17 protein-coding genes are annotated in these 18,945 nt (G+C 71.9%); 7 read left to right on the top strand and 10 right to left on the bottom strand.

Annotated features, from left to right (window positions below):
* Positions 1 to 60: 60 nt before the first annotated feature.
* The 10 genes from CDN99_RS25205 to CDN99_RS25160 all read right to left on the bottom strand — a co-directional run bounded on the left by CDN99_RS25205 (position 61) and on the right by CDN99_RS25160 (position 9,829).
* Positions 61 to 768, bottom strand: coding sequence for a hypothetical protein (locus tag CDN99_RS25205; protein WP_238139700.1), 708 nt, complete (start codon positions 766 to 768; stop codon positions 61 to 63).
* The gene (locus CDN99_RS25200; RefSeq protein ID WP_238139699.1) at positions 765 to 2,018 is read right to left on the bottom strand and encodes a TolC family protein; all 1,254 of its coding nucleotides are present in this window, start codon (positions 2,016 to 2,018) and stop codon (positions 765 to 767) included. Before CDN99_RS25200 ends, CDN99_RS25205 begins: the two co-directional genes overlap by 4 nt.
* Before the next feature lie 138 nt (positions 2,019 to 2,156).
* A complete protein-coding gene (locus tag CDN99_RS25195; RefSeq protein WP_088388011.1) occupies positions 2,157 to 2,642 on the bottom strand; it encodes a hypothetical protein in 486 nt (161 codons plus the stop codon).
* Between the two features lie 324 nt (positions 2,643 to 2,966).
* Entirely contained in the window at positions 2,967 to 4,130 is a 1,164-nt protein-coding gene (locus CDN99_RS25190) for an NAD(P)/FAD-dependent oxidoreductase (protein WP_088388009.1), read from the bottom strand.
* Positions 4,127 to 5,545, bottom strand: coding sequence for an FAD/NAD(P)-dependent oxidoreductase (locus CDN99_RS25185; protein WP_088388007.1), 1,419 nt, complete (start codon positions 5,543 to 5,545; stop codon positions 4,127 to 4,129). Before CDN99_RS25185 ends, CDN99_RS25190 begins: the two co-directional genes overlap by 4 nt.
* Positions 5,542 to 5,925, bottom strand: coding sequence for a (2Fe-2S)-binding protein (locus tag CDN99_RS25180; RefSeq protein WP_088388005.1), 384 nt, complete (start codon positions 5,923 to 5,925; stop codon positions 5,542 to 5,544). Before CDN99_RS25180 ends, CDN99_RS25185 begins: the two co-directional genes overlap by 4 nt.
* Positions 5,926 to 5,951: 26 nt before the next feature.
* Positions 5,952 to 6,449: an Lrp/AsnC family transcriptional regulator gene (locus tag CDN99_RS25175; protein ID WP_088388003.1), complete on the bottom strand. Its 498-nt coding sequence runs from the start codon at positions 6,447 to 6,449 to the stop codon at positions 5,952 to 5,954.
* 57 nt (positions 6,450 to 6,506) lie between these two features.
* Complete coding sequence (locus tag CDN99_RS25170) at positions 6,507 to 7,919, bottom strand: aspartate aminotransferase family protein (RefSeq protein WP_088388001.1); 1,413 nt, start codon at positions 7,917 to 7,919, stop codon at positions 6,507 to 6,509.
* Positions 7,920 to 8,190: 271 nt separating this feature from the next.
* On the bottom strand, positions 8,191 to 8,856 hold the full coding sequence (locus CDN99_RS25165; RefSeq protein ID WP_202820322.1) for a haloacid dehalogenase type II: 666 nt from the start codon (positions 8,854 to 8,856) through the stop codon (positions 8,191 to 8,193).
* 154 nt (positions 8,857 to 9,010) lie between these two features.
* Complete coding sequence (locus tag CDN99_RS25160) at positions 9,011 to 9,829, bottom strand: GNAT family N-acetyltransferase (RefSeq protein WP_088388183.1); 819 nt, start codon at positions 9,827 to 9,829, stop codon at positions 9,011 to 9,013.
* A 317-nt stretch (positions 9,830 to 10,146) separates the two neighbouring features.
* On the opposite strand from CDN99_RS25160, the gene CDN99_RS25155 reads away from it, so the two are divergent.
* From CDN99_RS25155 to CDN99_RS25125, 7 genes are all read left to right on the top strand, one after another.
* Positions 10,147 to 11,634, top strand: coding sequence for an aldehyde dehydrogenase family protein (locus CDN99_RS25155; RefSeq protein WP_238139698.1), 1,488 nt, complete (start codon positions 10,147 to 10,149; stop codon positions 11,632 to 11,634).
* 212 nt (positions 11,635 to 11,846) lie between these two features.
* Complete coding sequence (locus CDN99_RS25150; RefSeq protein ID WP_088387995.1) at positions 11,847 to 13,136, top strand: NAD(P)/FAD-dependent oxidoreductase; 1,290 nt, start codon at positions 11,847 to 11,849, stop codon at positions 13,134 to 13,136.
* A 168-nt stretch (positions 13,137 to 13,304) separates the two neighbouring features.
* A complete protein-coding gene (locus CDN99_RS25145; protein ID WP_375134463.1) occupies positions 13,305 to 14,867 on the top strand; it encodes an ABC transporter substrate-binding protein in 1,563 nt (520 codons plus the stop codon).
* 124 nt (positions 14,868 to 14,991) lie between these two features.
* On the top strand, positions 14,992 to 15,954 hold the full coding sequence (locus CDN99_RS25140) for an ABC transporter permease (RefSeq protein WP_088387991.1): 963 nt from the start codon (positions 14,992 to 14,994) through the stop codon (positions 15,952 to 15,954).
* An 11-nt stretch (positions 15,955 to 15,965) separates the two neighbouring features.
* Entirely contained in the window at positions 15,966 to 16,823 is an 858-nt protein-coding gene (locus tag CDN99_RS25135; protein WP_088387989.1) for an ABC transporter permease, read from the top strand.
* Positions 16,823 to 18,517 (top strand): ABC transporter ATP-binding protein, encoded by a 1,695-nt coding sequence (locus tag CDN99_RS25130; RefSeq protein WP_088387987.1) that lies wholly within the window; start codon positions 16,823 to 16,825, stop codon positions 18,515 to 18,517. Before CDN99_RS25135 ends, CDN99_RS25130 begins: the two co-directional genes overlap by 1 nt.
* Before the next feature lie 100 nt (positions 18,518 to 18,617).
* Positions 18,618 to 18,945, top strand: a 328-nt coding sequence (locus CDN99_RS25125) for an isocitrate/isopropylmalate family dehydrogenase (protein ID WP_238139697.1), incomplete at its 3' end; no start/stop codon positions are given.

Here is an 18,945-nt window from a genome sequence, read left to right as displayed (position 1 = left end):
TCGCGCGGATCGCCGGATTCGGATGCTTCATGGAGTGCGTCATGAATGGGCTCCCGGCGTTCATTGGCGATTGCGGCGGCGCAGGGCCACCACCAGGGCGAGGGACAGCAGACCGCCGCCGGCGAGCGCCAGCCCGCCGCGCAGGCCGATCGGCGATCCGTCGTGATGCGCGTCCGCATGGCCCGCGTCCGACGCGACGGCCATGGGCCCGTCCAGCAGGTCGGAATCGGCGCCCGCCGTCACGGTGAACAGCAGCGCGTGCCGGCCGGACGCGCGCAGCGCGTCGAGCAGGCGCTTGTCGCTGACGCGGTAGCTGCCAGGCTCGGACTCGAAGACGGCCGGCGCCTTGACGCCGCCGACTTCGACCTCGACCTTGGCGTTCAGCACCGCCTCGCTGGTCTCATAGCGGCTGATGTAGAGCACCAGGCCGGCGGCCTCCAGGCGGCCGACGATCTCGAAGGACTCGGAGAACGCCTCCACGCGCGGCGCGCCGCTGCCGGCGACCGCGGCGGCCGGACCGTCCAGGTGCTCGCCGTTGGGGCCGTGAGCGCCGGGCGAAGCCCAGGCCGGAGAAGCCAGCAGCAGCCCGGCCGCGAGCGCCAGGAGGCTCAGCAGACCCAGGGCCGCGGCGGACGAGGACCGGACGGCGGCACGCGAAGTCGACCGCGGGGCCGAGCGCGGGCAAGAGCGGGACATCGATGGGACGTTGGAACGGGCATCGATCGACGGCGTGGCGATCGGACGGAAAAGGACGAGCTGGGAGCTCATGGCATCACCCCTGAAGCTTGGAGCAGGCGCGCGCGGGCATTGCCCTGCGCGGCCAGTTGACGGGCGAGCGCGGCATCGGCCTGCGCGGCGGCTTGAACAGCCAGCAGCAGGTCGGGCAAGGCGGTCTCGCCGGCACGGAAGGACTTGTCGAGCAGCGCGGCCCGCTGCCGCAGCAGCGCGGCGCGCTCGCGGTGCATGGCCGTCTGGCGCTCGGCGACGGACAGCGCGTCGCGGGCGATGCGCCAGTCCGCGGCGAGCGCGGCCCGGGCACGCGCCTGCTCGGCACGGGCCTTGTCCAGCGCGCCCTGCGCGGCGGCGCGCAGCGGTGCGTTGCGCCCGTCGGTGCCGAACGGCACGCGCAGGCCCACCGTGACGCTGCCACGGCTGGCCTGCCCGCGCGCGTCGCGCTCGTGGCGGTAGCCGAGGCTGAGCTCCGGGGCCTCGCTGATGTCGCGGCGCGCGACCTCGACCTGCCGGCGCGCCGCCTCTTCCGCCAGCGCCAGTTGCGCGAGCTGCGGATGACGGACCTCGTCGAACGAGTCCACCAGCGCCTCCTGGCCGGCGGCGCGCCCGGCATCGGGCTCGTCGGCGACGACATCGGGCGCCAGGTCGGTCAGCGCCGTCCAGCGTTGCTGCTCGGCCTGCAGGCGCTGCTGTGCCGAGATCGCCTCGGCCTGCGCATTCAGGCGTTCACCGTCGACGGCCAACGCATCGGTGCGGGCCAGGTCGCCGGCCTTCACGCGCCGGTCGACGTCGGCGGCCAGCGTCTGCAGATAACGCTGCTGCGCCGAGGCGCCCTCGGCCTCGGCCTTCAGGCTGGACAGGGACCACGCGAGCTCGCGCAGTTGGCCGGCCAGCGTGAGCCGCGCGGCGGCGACGGCCTGCGCCGCGGAGGCGGACTCCGCCTCCGCGGCCTGCAGGCGCGCCGAGCGTTGTCCCGGCAGCCACAGCGGCAAGGCGAGCGCGATCTCGCGCTCCCGCACGCCGGTGTTGTCCTGCCAGCGGTCGCTGCGCTCGGACAGCGACAGCGCGGGCGATCCCGCCAGCAGGCTGGCCGCGGTCTGGCGCTCGGCATCGGCCAGCGCCTGTTGGGCCTGCGCCGCGGCGCCGGCCTGCGTCTTGCGCCAGGCGGCGTCGACGGCGGCGGCCAGCGTCACGGGCTCGGCCCGCGCGGCGGCGGCCGACAGCAACGCCAGGCCCAGGCCCGCCGTCACCGCCCGTCGTGAGCGATTCCAAAAAGAGAGAGTCAAGATGATCCTGCCGATCTCGGGCAGCCGTCACCCCGGGCACCGCGTGGCGGTGTCGTCGTCGGGGACGGGCTGCGTGTGGGACAAGGCTCCGCCCGAGGCCGGCGCGCGTGGCGCCGTCAAGGACGGAACAGGTCGGGATCAGGCGAGGGATCGAGGAGGTCGCAGCGGACCGTAGAGGAACGGATCGACGGGCTCCACCTGCGGACCCGCCACCGGCGGACCGCCGGACTGCGACAGGTCGGGGCTGGCGATCAGCGCCGGGATCATGCCCACCACGCTGACGCAGGCGTCGATGCTGAGGTGATGGCGCGAGTCCAGCGAGTGGTCCTGGTGGTAGCTCTCGCCCGGATGCAGCGTGACCTGCGCGAACTCCGCGGCGAAGGCCTCGAAGCCGGTGCCGTCGTCGCCGCCGGCCGAGGCCGCCTGCGCCGGGAGGCTCGCGCCGCCGTCGCGTTGCGCGGATTCGGTGACTTCGTGGTCGTGGTGATGCAGCACGCCGGACCAGTGCAGCACCGCGTGCAGCGCGTCCGCCGGGTTGCCATTGCCGGCCCAATGTCCGCCCAACGAGACTGCCTGAAGCAGCATCGAGAGCAGGAGCGCGGCGATGACGGACCGGGAATTCATGAAGGCATTATGAAAGTGAGGACATGGACCGCTCGCTGTTTGCACCCCCGCGCACGCAAGTTCCTATCGTATTGACGGGCGGTCTACAGCACAGTCTGCCATGTGTCGAACGGTGGTGCGGGGAGCGCCGGGGATGGTGCGGGATTGCACCGAGATGGCCGTCGATTCGGGAGGGCGCGGGCGTCATCGGGAGGTCACCGCCAGGCCGGCGCAATGTCGCCGCGGTTCGGCAGGATTCAGCAGGATTCGGCGGGAGGCAGGACGAATCGGCGCAAGACCTACGCGACGGCACCGCGCGCCACGTCGGGCGCGCGGTGCGTGTCCTCAAGCCACGGCGGGCGCCGCGGCCTGCGCGCGGGCGAAGCGCGCGATCGAGAACGGCGCGATCGGCGTGCTGGTGCTGCCCGTGGCCAGCAGCTCCGCCATCACCTCGCCGACGCCGGGCGAGATCGCGAAGCCCTCGCCGTTGAAGCCGAAGGCGTAATGCAGGCCCGGCACGCGCGCGCTGGGGCCCATCACCGGCGACCAGTCGGCGGTGTAGCCCTCGATGCCGCTCCAGACGCGGATCAACTGCACGTTGGCGAAGGCCGGCACGATGCGCTTGAGCTCGCGGAACTGCCGTAGCGTGTTGTCCGGCAACACGTAGGCGCGCACCCGGTCCGCGTGCGCCGGCCCCTTGAGGCCGCCGCCGAAGACGATGTTGCCGCGCGAGATCTGCCGAAAGTACAACCCCTCGGTCTCGATCGGCGAGGACAGCCCGATCGACGGCCCGATCGCATGCGGCAGCGGCTCGGTCACGCCCATCGTCGGCCCGCGCGCCTCCAGCGGCACCGGCTCGCCGAAGGCGGCGGCGAAACGCCCCGACCACGCGCCGCTGGTCAGCAATAGCTGCGCGCCGCGATAGCGGCGGCCGTCGGTGGTGACGGCCTCGAAGCCGCTGCCCTGGCGCTCGATGTGCGCGACCTCGCTGTGCTCATGGACCTCGGCGCCGGCGCGCACCGCGGCGCGCGCGAACGCAGGGCCGGCCAGGCGCGGATTGGCGTGGCCGTCATGCGGCGACAGCGACCCGCCCACCACCTCCGGGCTGAAGATGCCCCAGCGCTGCTGCAACTGCTCGGCGCTGAACAGCTGCAGGTCGAGCCCCAGCGGCCGCGCCTCGCGCGCATGCGCCTCCAGCTTCGCGAACTGGCCGGCGTTGTAGCAGACGCGCAGGTGGCCGTAGGGCACGAACTCCAGGTCTTCCTTCAGCAGCTCGCGGATGCGCGTCCAGGCGGCGTGCGCGCGATTGGCCAGCGGCATCTGCGCCAGGTCGCGGCCTTGCCGCCGCACGTTGCCGAAGTTGGTGCCACTGGCCTGCCGGCCGACGAGCTCGCGCTCCAGCAGCGTGACCTTCACGCCGTGGTGATGGCGCAGGAAGAATGCCGTCGTGGCGCCCATCAGGCCGCCGCCGACGATGAGGACGTCGCTGTCATGGATCGCCGCGCTCATGCCTGCTCTCCCACATGGTCTTGAACGGTCTCTTCCCGTGTCGTCATCAGCAACGGCTTCACCGGCGCCTGCCCGCGCATGCGCCCGACCAGCTCGATCGGCACGCCGGCCGCGGCGGCCACCAGCTCCGCGGCGCCCTGCCCGCAATAACGTCCCTGGCAGCGGCCCATGCCGACCCGGCTGAAGGCTTTGGCGCGATTGAGCTCGCGGCTGCCGGACTCCGCCACGCAGCGGCGCAGATCACCGGCGGTGACGGCCTCGCAGCGGCAGACGACCGCGTTGTCCGGCAACGCCGCCGCCTGCGCGTGCGGCCACGGGAAGGTCCCGATCAGGCCCTTGCGGAAACGATCCATCGTCGCCAGCGTGCGCCGCAGGCCGTCGCGGTCGGCCAGGTAACGATGCACGCCGGGCGCATGGCCCAGGTCGCTCATCGCCGCCAGCGCGGCCAGGCGTCCGGCCGCTTCCGCGCCGTCGGCGCCGAGCAGCCGCGCGCCGTCGCCGGCCAGATAGACACCCGCCACGCTGCCGCGGCCGTCCGCGTCGATCACCGGCAGCCACTGGCGGCTGGCGGTGTCGAAACGGAAGTCGCAGCGCGCCAGGTCCGCGAGCTGCGATTCGGCGCGCAGATGCCAGCCCAGCGCGACGGCGTCGCCGTCGAAGTACCGCTCCTGGCCCGACGCGTCGCGCACCCGCACGCCGGTCACGCCGTGGTCGGCCGAGCCTTCGATCTCGATCGGCGTCACGCCCTTGAGCACCGGCACGCCCGCCGCGCGCAGGCCCGCCACCAGGCGCAGCCCGCGCCACAGCAGCCGCGGCCGGCTCAACAGGCCGCCCAGCGCGGACAGCGGCGGACGCTCGGGCGCGGTGTCCAGCACCGCCTCCACGCGCGCGCCCGCCTTCAGGTACTGCGAGGCCACCAGGTACAGCAGCGGCCCGCTGCCCATGAAGATCACCTGCGCGCCGATCGCGCAGGCCTGCGCCTTCAGCGCGATCTGCGACGCGCCCAGGCTGTAGCAGCCGGCGCGGTGCCAGCCCGCCACCGGCATGAGCCGGTCGGACGCGCCGCTGCAGATCAGCAGCGCGTCGAAGGGCAGCGACTCCGCCTCGCCGTTGTCCGGTTGCGCGACGTGCAGGTGCCCGGCCGTCACGTTCCAGGCGAGCGTGTTGGGCCGGTAATCGATGTGCGGCAGCAACGCGTCGAAGTCCTCGTGCACCGCGCGCGCCTTGGCGGCCTCGGTGTCGTAGAGCTGCGCATAACCGCGCTTGAAGCCCTCCGGCTGGCGCCGGTAGATCTGGCCGCCGTTGCGTCGGCCCTCGTCCACGACCACGGGCCGCAGGCCGGCCTGCACCAGCGCCTGCGCCGCGCGCGTGCCCGCCGGGCCCGCGCCGACCACCACCACTCGGGGCGCGCTCATAGCGACCTCAACCGTTCGCGCTCGCGTTCCCGCTCGCGCACCAGCACCAGGTCCAGCGTCTCGGGCCAGTACGACACCGGCGGCGCCGTGCGCACCGCCATGCCTTCCTCCACCGGCGTGGAACAGGCGCGCAGACGCACGCCGTCCTCGCGCCAGATCCAGCAGTCCTGGCACGCGCCCATCAGGCAGAAGCCGGCGCGCGGCCCGTCGCCGAACTCGGAGCGCCGCAGGTCGCGGCGGTGGTTGAGCAACGCGACCAGCAGGGTGTCCCCCCGCATCGCCGTCGCCGGCAGGCCGTCGACGCTGAAGGAGACCGCCGGGCGGTCGGTCTCGGCCAGGCGCACGAATCGGGCGCGAGGCCCGCTGGGGGAGTCGGTCATGAAGCAGTGATGGATGAAGGCGCCGCCTATTCGGTGGTGGGCGCGAACAGCCGTTCGATCGGGTAATGGGTCTTGACGAACGGCGACTTGATGACGATGTAGCTGAAGTACTTCTCGATGCCGATGTTGCGCTCGAGCAGGCCCTCGACGATCGTCTGGTAATGGTTGACGCCGCGCGTGGTGAAGCGCAGCAGGTAGTCGTAGCCGCCGCTGACGAGGTGGCATTCGAGGATCTCGTCGATCTCGCGGATGGCGGCCTCGAAGCGGATGAAGTCCTCGCGGTGGTGGTCGGACAGCGTGACCTCGGTGAACACCGTCAGCGTGTCGCCGAGCTTCTCCATGCGCAGCTGCGCGCCGTAGCCGGAGATGTAGCCCGCCTGCTCCAGCCGCTTGACGCGGATGAGGCAGGGACTGGGCGACAGCCCCACCGCGTCGGCCAGGTCGACGTTGGTGATGCGGCCGTTCTTTTGCAGTTGGCTGAGGATGCGCAGATCCAGACGATCAAGCTTGAAGGGGGCTACCACGATGCTTCCGATTCAATGGGGGGATGGCGTCATTCTGCGTCCCCGTACGCCGTCCGGCTACTTGAGGAGAGCACGTACATCGGGGGCCGACAACACCTCGTCCAGCGTCTTGCGCAGGCGGCGCTCGAAGAGCGTGAACTCGTCCGCCGTGAAGCACAGCGCCGGCGCGAAGCCCAGGATGTGGTCGCCGAACGAGCGGAAGACCAGCCCGTTCCGATACCCGCTGTCGAAGAGCCGGTCGGACAGGCCCAGCGACGCGTCGAAGCCGCGCTTGGTGGCCTTGTCGCTGACCAGCTCGATCGCGCCAAGCAGCCCGCGGTGGCGCACGTCACCGACCAGCGGGTGATCGCGCAGCCCGTCCAGCGCCGCCGCGAAATGCGGCGCCACGCGCCGACCGTGCGCCAGCAGGCCGCCGCCGTCGGCTTCGCTGCCGTCCTCGTACAGCCGCAGCACCTCCAGCGCGATCGCGGCGCTGACCGGGTGCGCGGAGTAGGTCGCGCCATGCCCGATCGGCGCGCCCGCGGGGGCGCCGTCGGCGATGCCGGCGTACACCTGCTCCGACATCAGCAGCGCGCCCATCGGCGCGTAGCCGGCGGTCAGGCCCTTGGCCAGCGTCATCAGGTCGGGGTCCACGTCCTCCGCATCGCACGCAAACATCGGGCCCGTGCGGCCGAAGCCGGTGATGACCTCGTCGACGACGAACAGGATGTCCAGCGATCGCGCGGCCTCGCGCATCGCCTTGAGCCAGCCCTTGGGCGGCACGATGACGCCGCCGGAGCCCTGGATCGGTTCGCAGAAGAACGCGGCGACGCGCTCCGGACCCAGCGCCTCGACCTTGGCGCGCAGCGCGCTCACGGACGCGTCGATCAGCGCCTGGTCGTCGCGGTGCTCGCCGCGATAGGCGTAGGGCGACGGGATGGTGTGCTGGTTGGGCAGCGGCATGTCGAAGCCGCGGTGGAAGACCGGCAGCGCCGTCAGGCCCGCCCCCATCGAGGACGAGCCGTGGTAGCCGCGCTCCAGCGCGATGAAGTGCTTCTTCGCCGGGCGGCCGGTGTTGTTGTAGTACTGCGTGATCAGGCGGATCGCGGCGTCGATGGCCTCGGAGCCGCCCAGCGTCAGGTACACGCGCGTCAGCGACGGGGGCGAGATCTCCACCAGCTTGGCGGCGAGCCGGATCGCGGGCTCGCTGCCGAAGTGGAAGTAGCCGGTGGCATAGGGCAGCTTGCGCATCTGCTCGGCGGCGGCGCGCACGACGCTCTCCCGCCCGTAGCCGACGTTGACGCACCACAGGCCGGCGAAGGCGTCGAGCAGCTCGTGGCCGGCCGCGTCGCGCAGCCAGGCGCCCTGGCCCGATTCCAGCATCGTGACGCCGCGCTGCTCGTGCTTGCGCCAGGGCGCCACGGGATGGATCAGGTGGTCGCGGTCGAGCGCGGTCAGCGCGTCGAGATCGGGATGAGCGGGGTACGACATGTTGGGCGGTGTTGAGGTCTTGAACACCGTTTCAGCTTATGGGCGCGACCGCCGCGCGTGGTGCTGGAAAGCCGCGAGGCGGCGCGATGATGCTCCGTTGTTGCCGCCGTCGCAGCAGAAGATGCGGCGCGCTTTTCGACCCCGGTCCACCAAAAAAACAACCGACCGGGAGGTCACCGCGGTCGGTCGAAAGGGGAAGGAGGACGTGGCGGGGATCGGGCGCTCGGGCCCTCTCCACGTCGTTGGGTCGCCGCGTCGCCGCGCGGTCGCTTCAGAGCCCGACCAGACCTGCCAGGCCGCCGATGTCGGGGATCTCCGCGTAGCCGTAGGCCGGCACGCCGGGCTCGTGGCCGCGGTTGACGAAGACCTTGTCGCGGATGCCCATGTCCCGCGCGGACATCAGGTCGTAGCGCATGCTGCTGGACACGTGCAGGAAGTCCTCGGGCTGCGCGTCGAGCTGCTGCACCATGTACTCGAACGGGCGCAGCCTCGGCTTGTAGGCCTTGGCCTGCTGGGCCGTGTAGACGCGATGGAACGGCACTTCCAGCTTCTGCACGTTGTGGACCAGTTGGTGGTCCATCGCGTTGGACAGGATCACCAGCGGGATCTTGTCGGCGATGCGCGCCAGGCCGGCGACGGTGTCCGGATGCGGCCCCCAGGTCGGCACGGCGGCGTAGATCTCGGCCGCGTCGGCCTCGCGGAACGGGACCTTCCAGCGGTTGGCCGTGCGCAGCAGCGCGTTGTAGACGACCTCCTGGTACGGCTTCCAGTCGCCCAGCACCTCGTCGAGGCGGAAGGCGGAGAAGTCCGCGCAGAAGCGCGTCATGTCGTCGGCGGCGATGCGGTCGGCGAAGAGCCGGCGCGCCCACGGCGCCATCTGGAAATTGATCAGCGTGCCGTAGCAGTCGAAGCTGATGTACTTGGGACGGAAGACGATGGACACGATGGACCTTTCCTGAGGCGTTGCGGATTCAAGCGGGACGGGGCTTGGCGTCGCGGGGTGACGTGGGATGGGTGGGGGATGAGCGTCGGCGCGTGACTGGAGCGGCGGGGGCTGGCGTGATCGACGGGGTCGGCGCGACCGGGCGGCGTCAGCCGAGCGCCTGCGTCGCGAGCGCGAAGCGGCGCACCCCGGGCGTCGGCTCGGGCACGTCGCCGCGGATCATCTCGGTGGGCCCGTCCACGCGCGGCAGGCCCAGTTCCTCCAGCCATTCGGTCAGGCCGCTGTCGAAGTCGACGTCGATGCGGACGAACTTGCCGGCGTTCAAGCCGACCAGGTGCGCGATCAGCGCCTTGGCGCCCTGCTCGTCGGGCGCGACCACGGGCCCGATGATCAGGCCGCGACCGAAGCGGCGCAGCATCGCGAAGCCCCGGCGCTCGCCGTCGTGGTCCAGCACCACCGTCTGCGCCTCGGCGTAGAGCCCCCGCACCAGCGCGTCGCGCGGCATGCCGCGCGCCCGCGCGTCGAGCGCCACCAGCGCCGGCAGGTCGCCGACATTGGACGGCCGCAGCCGCCAGTCACGGTCCAGCGCCATCAGCGGCGCGGACGAGGCCTGGCCCTGATGTTGGCGCACCTCGCCGGTCCGCACGAATCCCAGGCGCTCGTAGAGCCCGCGGCCTTCGGCGGTGGCGTGCAGCAGCACGGTGCGGCCCTCGAGGCCGTCCAGCAGCGCCTGCATCAGGCGCAGCCCGATGCGCCGGCCTTGCAGGCGCGGGTCGACGATCACCAGGCCCAGCGTGGCGTGGGTCTCGCCCCAGGGCCAGCTCATGGCGGTGGCCACGACCTCGCCGTCGCGCTCCGCGACCAGGCCGCCGCCCAGCTCGAAGGCAAAGCGCCAGTCGGTGAGCCGATGCGGCCAGTGCACCGCCTGGGACAGGCCCAGCGCGGCCTCGAGGTCGTCGACCCGCATGGGCCGCAGGACGATGCCGTCGGTCGCGGACGCCGCGGCGGAGGAGGAAGATTTCAAGTGGAGCTCCCTGGCATTTGGAGGTGCATCGTTCCCGGGTTGGCGCCCTGCTGCTAGGACGATCTTGTCGTTTTATGACAGTCCGCGAGGAACGGCAGCATCCGCCGCGACGGCGCCGCAACTCGACATCTTGTGCCTTCCGCGCGGACCCAACGCCGCCAAATGCCAAGCCCCCCTGCCTAGCATTGCCCGGTCGTGTCGACCCCTCGACCGCATCCACCGCATCGACCGCTCAAGCCACCGCAACGCAAGGCCGCCCCGTGCAACGCTTCGACCCCAACCAGCTCGCCGTCCGTTCCGGACACTTCATCCATGGCCGTCTCGTCACCGGCGACGCGGACGCGTCGCGCGACGTGCTGCGCCCGTCCGACGGCCAGGCCTACGCGCCGCTGCCGATGGCGGAAGCCGACCTCGTCGACCAGGCCGTCGACGATGCCTACGTCGCCTGGCGCGACGGCGACTGGGCCAGGCGCCCGCCGCGCGAGCGGGCCCGAGTGCTGCGCCGCTGGGCCGACCTGGTGGAGGCGGACGCCCCCACGCTGGCGCCGCTGGAGGCCGTCGGCTCGACGCGCCCGGTGCGCGACGCGCTGGCCTGGGACGTGCCCTTCACCGCCGACGGCCTGCGCTTTTTCGCCGAGTACGCCGACAAACTCGGCGGCGAGGTCGCCGCCACGCGCTCGGACAACCTGGGCATGACCATCGCCGAGCCCTACGGCGTCATCGGCGCGATCACGCCCTGGAACTTCCCGCTGGTGATGGCCTCCTGGAAGGTCGGCGCGGCGCTGGCGGCCGGCAACGCCGTGGTGCTCAAGCCGTCGGAGCTGACACCGTTCTCGGTGCTGCGGCTGGCCGAGCTGGCCGTGCAGGCGGGCCTGCCCGCCGGGCTGTTCAACATCGTCCAGGGCGACGGACGCGTGGCCGGCGCGGCGCTGAGCCGCCATCCGCGCATCGCCAAGATGACCTTCACCGGCTCCACGTCCACCGGTGCCGCGATCATGGCCGCCTGCGCGCAGCACGGCCCCAAGCCGGTGACGCTGGAGCTGGGCGGCAAGAGCCCGCAACTGGTCTTCGACGACGCGCCCGATGTCGAGCGGCTGGCCGGCATCATCGCCGGCGCCATCGCCGGCAACGCCGGGCAGGTGTGCGTGGCGGGCTCGCGGCTGATCGTGCAGCAGGGCATCGCGCCGGCGCTGGTGAAGGCGATCGCGCGGCGCTTCGCCGCCTACCGGCCCGGCCCGACCTGGGAGGACGGGCCCACCCTGCCGCCGATCATCTCGCGCCAGCAGGCGCTGCGCATCGACGCCATCGTGCAGCGCGCCGCCGACGCCGGCGCCACGCTGCGCGGCGGCGGCCCCGTGGACGACGTCTGCGGCGCGGGCGCCTATTACCTGCCCACGCTGATCGAGGGCGTCGACGCCGGCAATCCCGCCGTGCTGGAGGAGATCTTCGGCCCGGTGCTGACGGTGCAGACCTTCGCCACCGAGGAGGAAGGCCTGGCGCTGGCCTCGCACCCCCATTACGGCCTGGCCGCCGGGGTGCATACCGCCGACCTGAACCGCGCGATGCGGGCGATGCGGGCGCTCTCCGCGGGCACCGTCTGGATCAACCGCTACGGGCGCAGCAACGATTTCGTGATCCCGACTGGGGGTTATCACCAATCCGGCATCGGCAAGGACCTGGGGCGCCAGGCCGTCGAGGCCAACCAGCGCCTCAAGAGCGTGCTGATCGACTTCGGCTCGCCTGTCTGAGGTGCGCCGGCGCATCGCGCCGGTGCCCGCCGCACGCTATGCCGACGCCCGCCGCAAAAAAGACGATTTCGTGTCGGTGCGGCCCTCACAAGCGCGTCAATCTGCTCGGGGGGCCATGCTTCAATGAAATCCCGCCGACGAGCTCCGGCGGCGCCCCCCCAGAGGCGCCATCCCGGGACCCGACGACAGCATCCGGACACGACGAGGACCCCTTGAAGCTCGACTCCTACTGGACCGATTCCGCCGCGCCCTTCCGGCCCCAGCCCGGCGACCTGCCGGCGCGGGTCGACGTGGCGATCGTCGGCGGCGGTTTCACCGGCCTGTCCGCCGCTCGCTCGCTGGCCAAGGCCGGCGCTCAGGTGGCCGTCCTCGAAGCCCGCGATCATGTCGCGATGGAGGCGTCCGGCCGCAACGGCGGCCACGTCAACAACGGGCTGGCGGTGGACTACGTCGCCGCCGCCGAGCAGCACGGCATCGAAAGCGCGCGCCGCTGGTACCGGGAGTTCGACGCCGCCGTCGACAGCGTCGAGCGGATCGTCCACGAGGAAGGCATCGCCTGCGACTTCCAGCGCAACGGCAAGCTCAAGCTGGCGACGCGGCCCGCCCACTACGACGCGCTGGCGCGCAGCTGCGAGCGCATGACGCGGGAGGTCGATCCCGATGTCGAGCTGCTGGACGCGCGCGCGGTCCGGGACGAGGTCGCCAGCGACCGCTTCATCGGCGGCCTGCTGCAGCGCAAGAGCGCGCAGATGCACATGGGCCGCTTCGCCGCCGGGCTGGGCGCCGCGGCCGAGCGCCACGGCGCGCGCATCCATGTCGGCACCCCGGTGAGCAGGCTGGAGCGCGTGGGCCGCACCCACGAGCACCTGGTGCATACGCCGCGCGGCACGGTGCGCGCCGGCCAGGTGCTGCTGGCCACCGGCGCCAGCCTGCACGGCGGCTACGGCAGCTTCGGCTGGCTGCGGCGGCGCATCGTGGGCATCGGCAGCTTCATCATCGTCACCGAGCCGCTGGGCGCCGAGCGCCTCCAGGCGCTGCTGGCCGGCCGCCGCACCTACGTGACGCTGGCCAACATCCACCACTACTTCCGCACCACACCCGACCATCGCCTGGTGTGGGGCGGCCGGGCGCGCTTCGCCATCTCCAGCCCGACCTCGGACGCCAAGAGCGGCGAGATCCTGCGCCAGGGGCTGGAGCAGACTTTCCCGCAGCTGCGCGGCATCGGCATCGACTACTGCTGGGGCGGCCTGGTGGACATGAGCCAGGACCGCCTCCCGCACGCCGGCGAGCGCGACGGCGTCTACTACTCGCTGGGCTACAGCGGCCACGGCACGCAGATGTCGGTGCACATGGGCGAACGCATGGCCGCGACGATGCGCGGCGACGCCGCCGCCAATCCGTGGCGCGACCGGCCCTGGCCCGCGATCCCCGGCCATGTCGGGCCGCCGTGGTTCCTGCCCGCCGTCGGGCTGTATTACCGCCTCAAGGACATGGTGTCCTGAGCGGCGCCGCCCGCCGTTTCGCAGTAGCTTCCCCATGGCTTCGCAGTCCCCTCGCACGACCTTCGAAGCCCCCTCGCAACGCCTCCGGACCGCCTCCCCCAGGACCCCGCCATGAACGACTCCCAGAAGCTGAAAGACCACCTCGGCGATCGCGACGCCGGCGCGCTGATGCAGGCACTGCGCGGCGGCGCCACGCGGCGCGACCTGCTGGCGTTGCTGACGGGCGGCGGCATGCACCTCGCGCTGGCCTCGGGCCTGAGCCTGACGGCGATGTCGGCGCACGCGCAGACACCGCGCCGCGGCGGCCGCATCCGGGTGGCCGGCGCCACCGCCGCCATCAGCGACACGCTGGATCCGGCCAAGATGGCCAACCAGACCGACTACTCGCGCGGCACCATGCTCTACAACGGCCTGACGGTGCTGGACGCGAGCCTCACGCCGCAACCGGCGCTGGCCGAGTCCTTCACCACCAAGGACGCGCGGGTCTGGGTCTTCAAGCTGCGCAAGGGCGTGGTCTTCCACGACGGCAAGCCGCTGCAGCCGGCGGACGTGGTGTTCTCGCTGATGCGCCACAAGGACCCGGCGACGGCCTCCAAGGCCAAGGCGCTGGCCGACCCGATCGACTCGGTCACGGCCACCGGCCCGGACGAAGTCACCGTCACGCTGACCCAGCCCAACGCCGACCTGCCGGTGATCCTGGGCACCTTCAACTTCCTGATCGTCAAGGCCGGCACCACCGACTTCAACGCCGGCATCGGCACCGGCCCGTTCAAGCTCAAGGAGTTCAAGCCCGGGGTGCGCTCGGTGGCGGTGCGCAACGAGGCCTACTGGCGCCCCGGCCGTCCCTACCTGGACGAGATCGAGTTCGTCGGCATCGCCGACGACGGCGCGCGCGTCAACGCGCTGCTGTCGGGCGGGCTGGAGATGGCGGCGGCGGTGAACCCGCGCTCGGTCGACCGCATCCGCGCCACGCCGGGGTACGCGGTCTTCGCGACGCAGTCGGGCCAGTACTCCGACCTGATCATGCGCAAGGACATGGGGCCGGGCGCGAATCCGGACTTCGTGCTGGCCATGAAGTACCTGATGGACCGCGAGCAGATGCGCAAGGCCATCGCGCTGGGCCATGCCGTGGTGGCCAACGACCAGCCGATCGACCCGACCAACCGCTTCCATTTCGCCGGCCTGCCGGCGCGCGCCTTCGACCTGGACAAGGCGAAGTTCCACCTCAAGAAGGCCAACCTGGGCAGCGCGCGCATCCCGGTCGTCACCTCGCCGGTGGCGATGTATTCGGTCGAGATGGGCCTGGTGCTGCAGCAGGCCGCGCAGCGCGCCGGGCTGGCGCTGGAGTTGCGCCGCATGCCGTCGGACGGCTACTGGTCCAACCACTGGCTCAACAGCCCGGTGGGCTTCGGCAACGTCAACCCGCGCCCCAGCGCCGACGCGCTGCTGACGCAGTTCTTCAAGTCCGACGCGGCCTGGAACGGCTCGCGCTGGAAGAACCCGCAGTTCGACCAGTTGCTGCTGGCGTCCCGCGCGGAGACCGACCTCGCCAAGCGCAAGCAGATGTATGCCGACATGCAGGTCCTGATCAGCCAGGAGGCCGGTGTCGGCATCCCGCTGTTCCTGGCCAGCCTGGACGGCCACTCGTCCAAGCTCAAGGGCCTGTCGCCGATCCCGCTGGGCGGGCTGATGGGTTACTCGTTCGCCGAGCACGTCTGGCTGGACGCCTGACCGCCCGCCCCCCGCCGACCGCATTCATCGCCTTGATCGCGTCGACCGCGTCGATGCCGACGATCCGGCCGCCCCGGCCGATCGCCTCGAACGTTCCGAAGGTCCCGAACCCCGCCATGCGTCCATGAACCCGCAGATCCTTCGTCTTCTCGTCAATCGCGTCGCGCTGGCGCTGCTGTCGCTGCTGATCGTGTCGGCGGTGGTCTTCGCCATCACGGCGCTGCTGCCCGGCGACGCCGCGCAGGCCCAGCTGGGGCAGGACGCCACGCCCGAGGCGCTGGCGGCGCTGCGCCATCAGATGGGTCTGGACGTGCCGGCCGCGGAGCGTTACCTGACATGGCTGCGCGGCCTGCTGTCGGGCGCGCCGGGCACGTCGGTGGTGACCGGCATGCCGGTGGCGGAGATGATCGCCAGCCGCCTGCCCAACTCGCTGCTGCTGGCGGGCATCACGGCGGCGATCTCGGTGCCGCTGGCGCTGATGCTGGGCATCGCCTCGGCGGTGTGGCGCGGGTCGTGGTTCGACCGGATCGCGAGCTCCGGCGCGGTGGCGGTGGTGTCGGTGCCCGAGTTCCTGGTCGCGACGCTGGCGGTGCTGATCTTCGCGGTGCACCTGCGCTGGCTGCCGGCGCTGTCCACCATGGGCGGCGGCGCGGACGAGTCGCTGGGGCAGATGGTGCGGTCCTTCGCGATGCCGGTGCTGAGCCTGTGCTGCGTGACGATGGCGCAGATGATGCGCATGACGCGCGCGGCCGTCGTCGACCAGCTCAAGGCGCCATACATCGAGATGGTGCGGCTCAAGGGCGCCTCGCCCGCGCGCATGGTGCTGGGCCACGCGCTGCCCAACGCCATCGGGCCGATCGCCAACGCGGTGGCGCTGTCGCTGTCCTACCTGCTGGGCGGCGTGATCATCGTCGAGACCATCTTCAACTATCCCGGCATCGCCACCCTGATGGTGGACGGCGTCGCCCAGCGCGACATGCCCCTGGTCCAGACCTGCGCGATGCTGTTCTGCGCCGTCTATCTGCTGCTGGTCACCCTGGCCGACCTGTGCAGCATCCTCGCCAACCCGCGCCTGCGCCACCGCTGATCGGGCCGACCATGCACACCTCCCCCTCCCTCCCGATCGCCCCGCGTCGCCGCCTGCCGCTGCCGTGGCCGGGCCTGCTCGGCGCGGCCGTGCTGCTGTTCTGGCTGGGCGCGGCCGCCTTCGGTCCGATGCTGCTGGGCACGCACGGCGGCGGCGACATGGGCGATGCCGCCGTCTTCGCGCCGGCCGGCGCGCAGCACTGGTTCGGCACCGACTACCTGGGGCGCGACATGCTGGCGCGCGTCGTCGAGGGCGCGCGCTACACCGTCGGCATCGCGCTGCTGGCGACGCTGCTGGCCAGCGGCGTCGGCACCGTGCTGGCGCTGCTGGCCGCCGCGAGCGCGCCCTGGATCGACGCGGTGATGAGCCGCGGCATGGACACGCTGACCTCCATCCCGTCCAAGATGCTGGCGCTGATCATGGTGGCGGCGGTCGGCTCGTCGCTGCCGATGCTGATTCCCACGGCCGCGCTGATCTACGTGCCCGGCGCCTACCGCATCGCGCGGTCGCTGGCGGTCAACATCCACGCGATGGACTACGTCACCGTCGCCCGCACCCGCGGCGAGGGCCGCCTGTACATCATGCTCCACGAGATCCTGCCCAACATCCTGGGCCCGATGCTGGCCGACCTGGGCCTGCGCTTCGTCTACGTGGTGCTGCTGCTGGCATCGCTGAGCTTCCTGGGCCTGGGCGTGCAGCCGCCGGATGCGGACTGGGGCTCGCTGGTGCGGGAGAACATCGGCGCGCTGCCCGACGGCGGCGCGGCGGTGGTGGCGCCCGCGCTGGCGATCGCCAGCCTGACGATCGCCGTCAACCTGGTCATCGACAACCTGCCGGGCCGCTCGGCCCGCGGCAAGGGAGCGCACTGATGGGCGCGCCGGTCCAGGTCCGCGATCTGCGCATCGTGGCCGCCGCCCCGGGAGGCGGCGCGGAACACACCATCGTCCACGACCTGAGCTTCGACATCGCGCCCGGCGAGGTGCTGGCGCTGATCGGCGAGTCGGGCTCCGGCAAGACCACCACGGCGCTGGCGCTGATGGGGTATGCCCGCGAAGGCTGCCGCATCGCGGGCGGCACGGTGCTGCTGGGCGACACCGACCTCCTCGCGCTGGACGAGCCGCGCCAGCGCGCGCTGCGCGGCCGGCGCGTGTCCTACATCGCGCAGAGCGCGGCCGCCTCGTTCAATCCGTCGCGCAAGATCATGGACCAGGTCGTCGAGCCGGCGCTGATCCACGGCACGCTGCCGCGCGAGCAGGCCGAGGCCAAGGCGGTCGAGCTGTTCCGCGAGCTGGCGTTGCCGGCGCCGGAGACCATCGGCGACCGCTATCCGCATCAGGTGTCCGGCGGCCAGCTGCAACGCCTGATGGCGGCGATGGCGCTGATCACCGATCCGGACCTGGTGATCCTGGACGAGCCCACCACGGCGCTCGACGTCACGACGCAGATCGAGGTGCTGCGCGCCTTCCGCCGCGTGGTGCGCGAGCGCCACGCTACCGCGGTCTACGTCAGCCACGACCTGGCCGTGGTGGCGCAGATGGCCGATCGCATCCTGGTGCTGCGCGACGGGCGCATGCGCGAGTTGAGCGCGACCGCGCAGGTGCTGACCGCGCCGCAGAACGAGTACACCCGTTGCCTGCTGGACGCCGCCCGGCCGCGGGTGCGCGAGAGCGGCCTGTCCGCCGTCGCCGACGACGTGGCGCCGCTGCTGCAGGTCCGCGGGCTGTCCGCCGGATACGGGCCGCGCGGCAAGGACGGCCTGCCGGCGATCCGCATCCTGGAGGACATCGACCTGACGCTGCACCGCGGCCAGGCGATCGGCGTGATCGGCGAATCGGGGTCGGGCAAGACCACGCTGGCGCGCGCGATCGCGGGGCTGATCGCGCCGTCGCGCGGTGAGATCCTGATCGACGGCAAGCCCCAGGCACCGACGCTGCAGCAGCGTGGCAAGGAAGACCTGAGGCGCACGCAGATCGTGTTCCAGATGGCGGACACGGCGCTGAACCCGTCGCACACCATCGAGCGCATCCTGGCGCGACCGCTGCAGTTCTACCTGGGACTGAGCGGCGTGCCACTGCAGCGCCGCATCCGCGAGTTGCTGGACCTGGTGCAGCTCCCGTCCGGCGTCGCCGACCGGCTGCCGGAAGGCCTGTCCGGCGGCCAGAAGCAGCGCGTCAACCTGGCGCGCGCGCTTGCGGCCGAGCCCGCGCTGATCCTGTGCGACGAGGTGACCTCCGCGCTGGACACGGTGGTCGGTGCCGCGGTGCTGGACCTGATCGCGCAACTGCGGCGGGAGCTGGGGCTGTCCATCCTCTTCATCAGCCACGACCTGCACACGGTGCGCTCGATCTGCGACGAGATCGTCGTCATGCAGCACGGCCGCAAGGTGACGCAGGTGGCGCGCGCCGACTACGAGCGCGGGCCGCATCACCCGTATTACGAGCTGCTGTCGCGCTCGGTGCCGGAGCTGCGCCCCGGATGGCTGGAGGAGCAGACGCCCGGCGCGCCGGGCGCGTCGCGGTCCGCCCCGACGGCGCCTTCCGGCCTGACCGTGCATCCCGCCTGAGGCACGTCGCCGCGCGCTCGTCCGCGCGCGGCCGTGCCCCAGCGCATTCCAGCCGGCCCGATCCGGTCGGCTCGCCCAACACGAATCTTCAGGAGACGCCATGACCCGCAAGACCCACCGCATCGCCGTGATTCCCGGCGACGGCATCGGCAAGGAAGTGATGCCCGAGGCGCTGCGCGTCCTCGACGCGATCGCCTCGCGCTTCGGCGTGTCGCTGGCGCTCACGCCCATCGCCTGGGCCAGCTGTGACTACTACGCCGAGACCGGCCAGATGATGCCGGACGACTGGAAGGCCCAGTTGAAGGACCAGGACGCCATCCTCTTCGGCGCGGTCGGCTGGCCGGCCACGGTGCCGGACCACATCTCGCTGTGGGGCTCGCTGCTGAAGTTCCGCCGCGAGTTCGACCAGTACATCAACCTGCGTCCGG

Origin of the sequence: Roseateles aquatilis (genome assembly GCF_002205645.1) — a bacterium.
Lineage (GTDB): Bacteria > Pseudomonadota > Gammaproteobacteria > Burkholderiales > Burkholderiaceae_C > Roseateles > Roseateles aquatilis.
Note: the sequence above shows the minus strand (reverse complement) of the source record. Positions and strands in the feature narration are given on the sequence as shown.

Bases quoted from the DNA above. Each gene is read 5' to 3' on its own strand.
- CDN99_RS25130 (WP_088387987.1), top strand. From the start codon at position 16,823: ATGGGCGCGCCGGTCCAGGTCCGCGATCTGCGCATCGTGGCCGCCGCC.
- CDN99_RS25195 (WP_088388011.1), bottom strand. From the start codon at position 2,642: ATGAATTCCCGGTCCGTCATCGCCGCGCTCCTGCTCTCGATGCTGCTT.
- CDN99_RS25190 (WP_088388009.1), bottom strand. From the start codon at position 4,130: ATGAGCGCGGCGATCCATGACAGCGACGTCCTCATCGTCGGCGGCGGC.
- CDN99_RS25135 (WP_088387989.1), top strand. From the start codon at position 15,966: ATGCACACCTCCCCCTCCCTCCCGATCGCCCCGCGTCGCCGCCTGCCG.
- CDN99_RS25185 (WP_088388007.1), bottom strand. From the start codon at position 5,545: ATGAGCGCGCCCCGAGTGGTGGTGGTCGGCGCGGGCCCGGCGGGCACG.
- CDN99_RS25160 (WP_088388183.1), bottom strand. From the start codon at position 9,829: ATGCGGGTCGACGACCTCGAGGCCGCGCTGGGCCTGTCCCAGGCGGTG.
- CDN99_RS25205 (WP_238139700.1), bottom strand. From the start codon at position 768: ATGAGCTCCCAGCTCGTCCTTTTCCGTCCGATCGCCACGCCGTCGATC.
- CDN99_RS25180 (WP_088388005.1), bottom strand. From the start codon at position 5,925: ATGACCGACTCCCCCAGCGGGCCTCGCGCCCGATTCGTGCGCCTGGCC.
- CDN99_RS25170 (WP_088388001.1), bottom strand. From the start codon at position 7,919: ATGTCGTACCCCGCTCATCCCGATCTCGACGCGCTGACCGCGCTCGAC.
- CDN99_RS25145 (WP_375134463.1), top strand. From the start codon at position 13,305: ATGCAGGCACTGCGCGGCGGCGCCACGCGGCGCGACCTGCTGGCGTTG.
- CDN99_RS25140 (WP_088387991.1), top strand. From the start codon at position 14,992: ATGAACCCGCAGATCCTTCGTCTTCTCGTCAATCGCGTCGCGCTGGCG.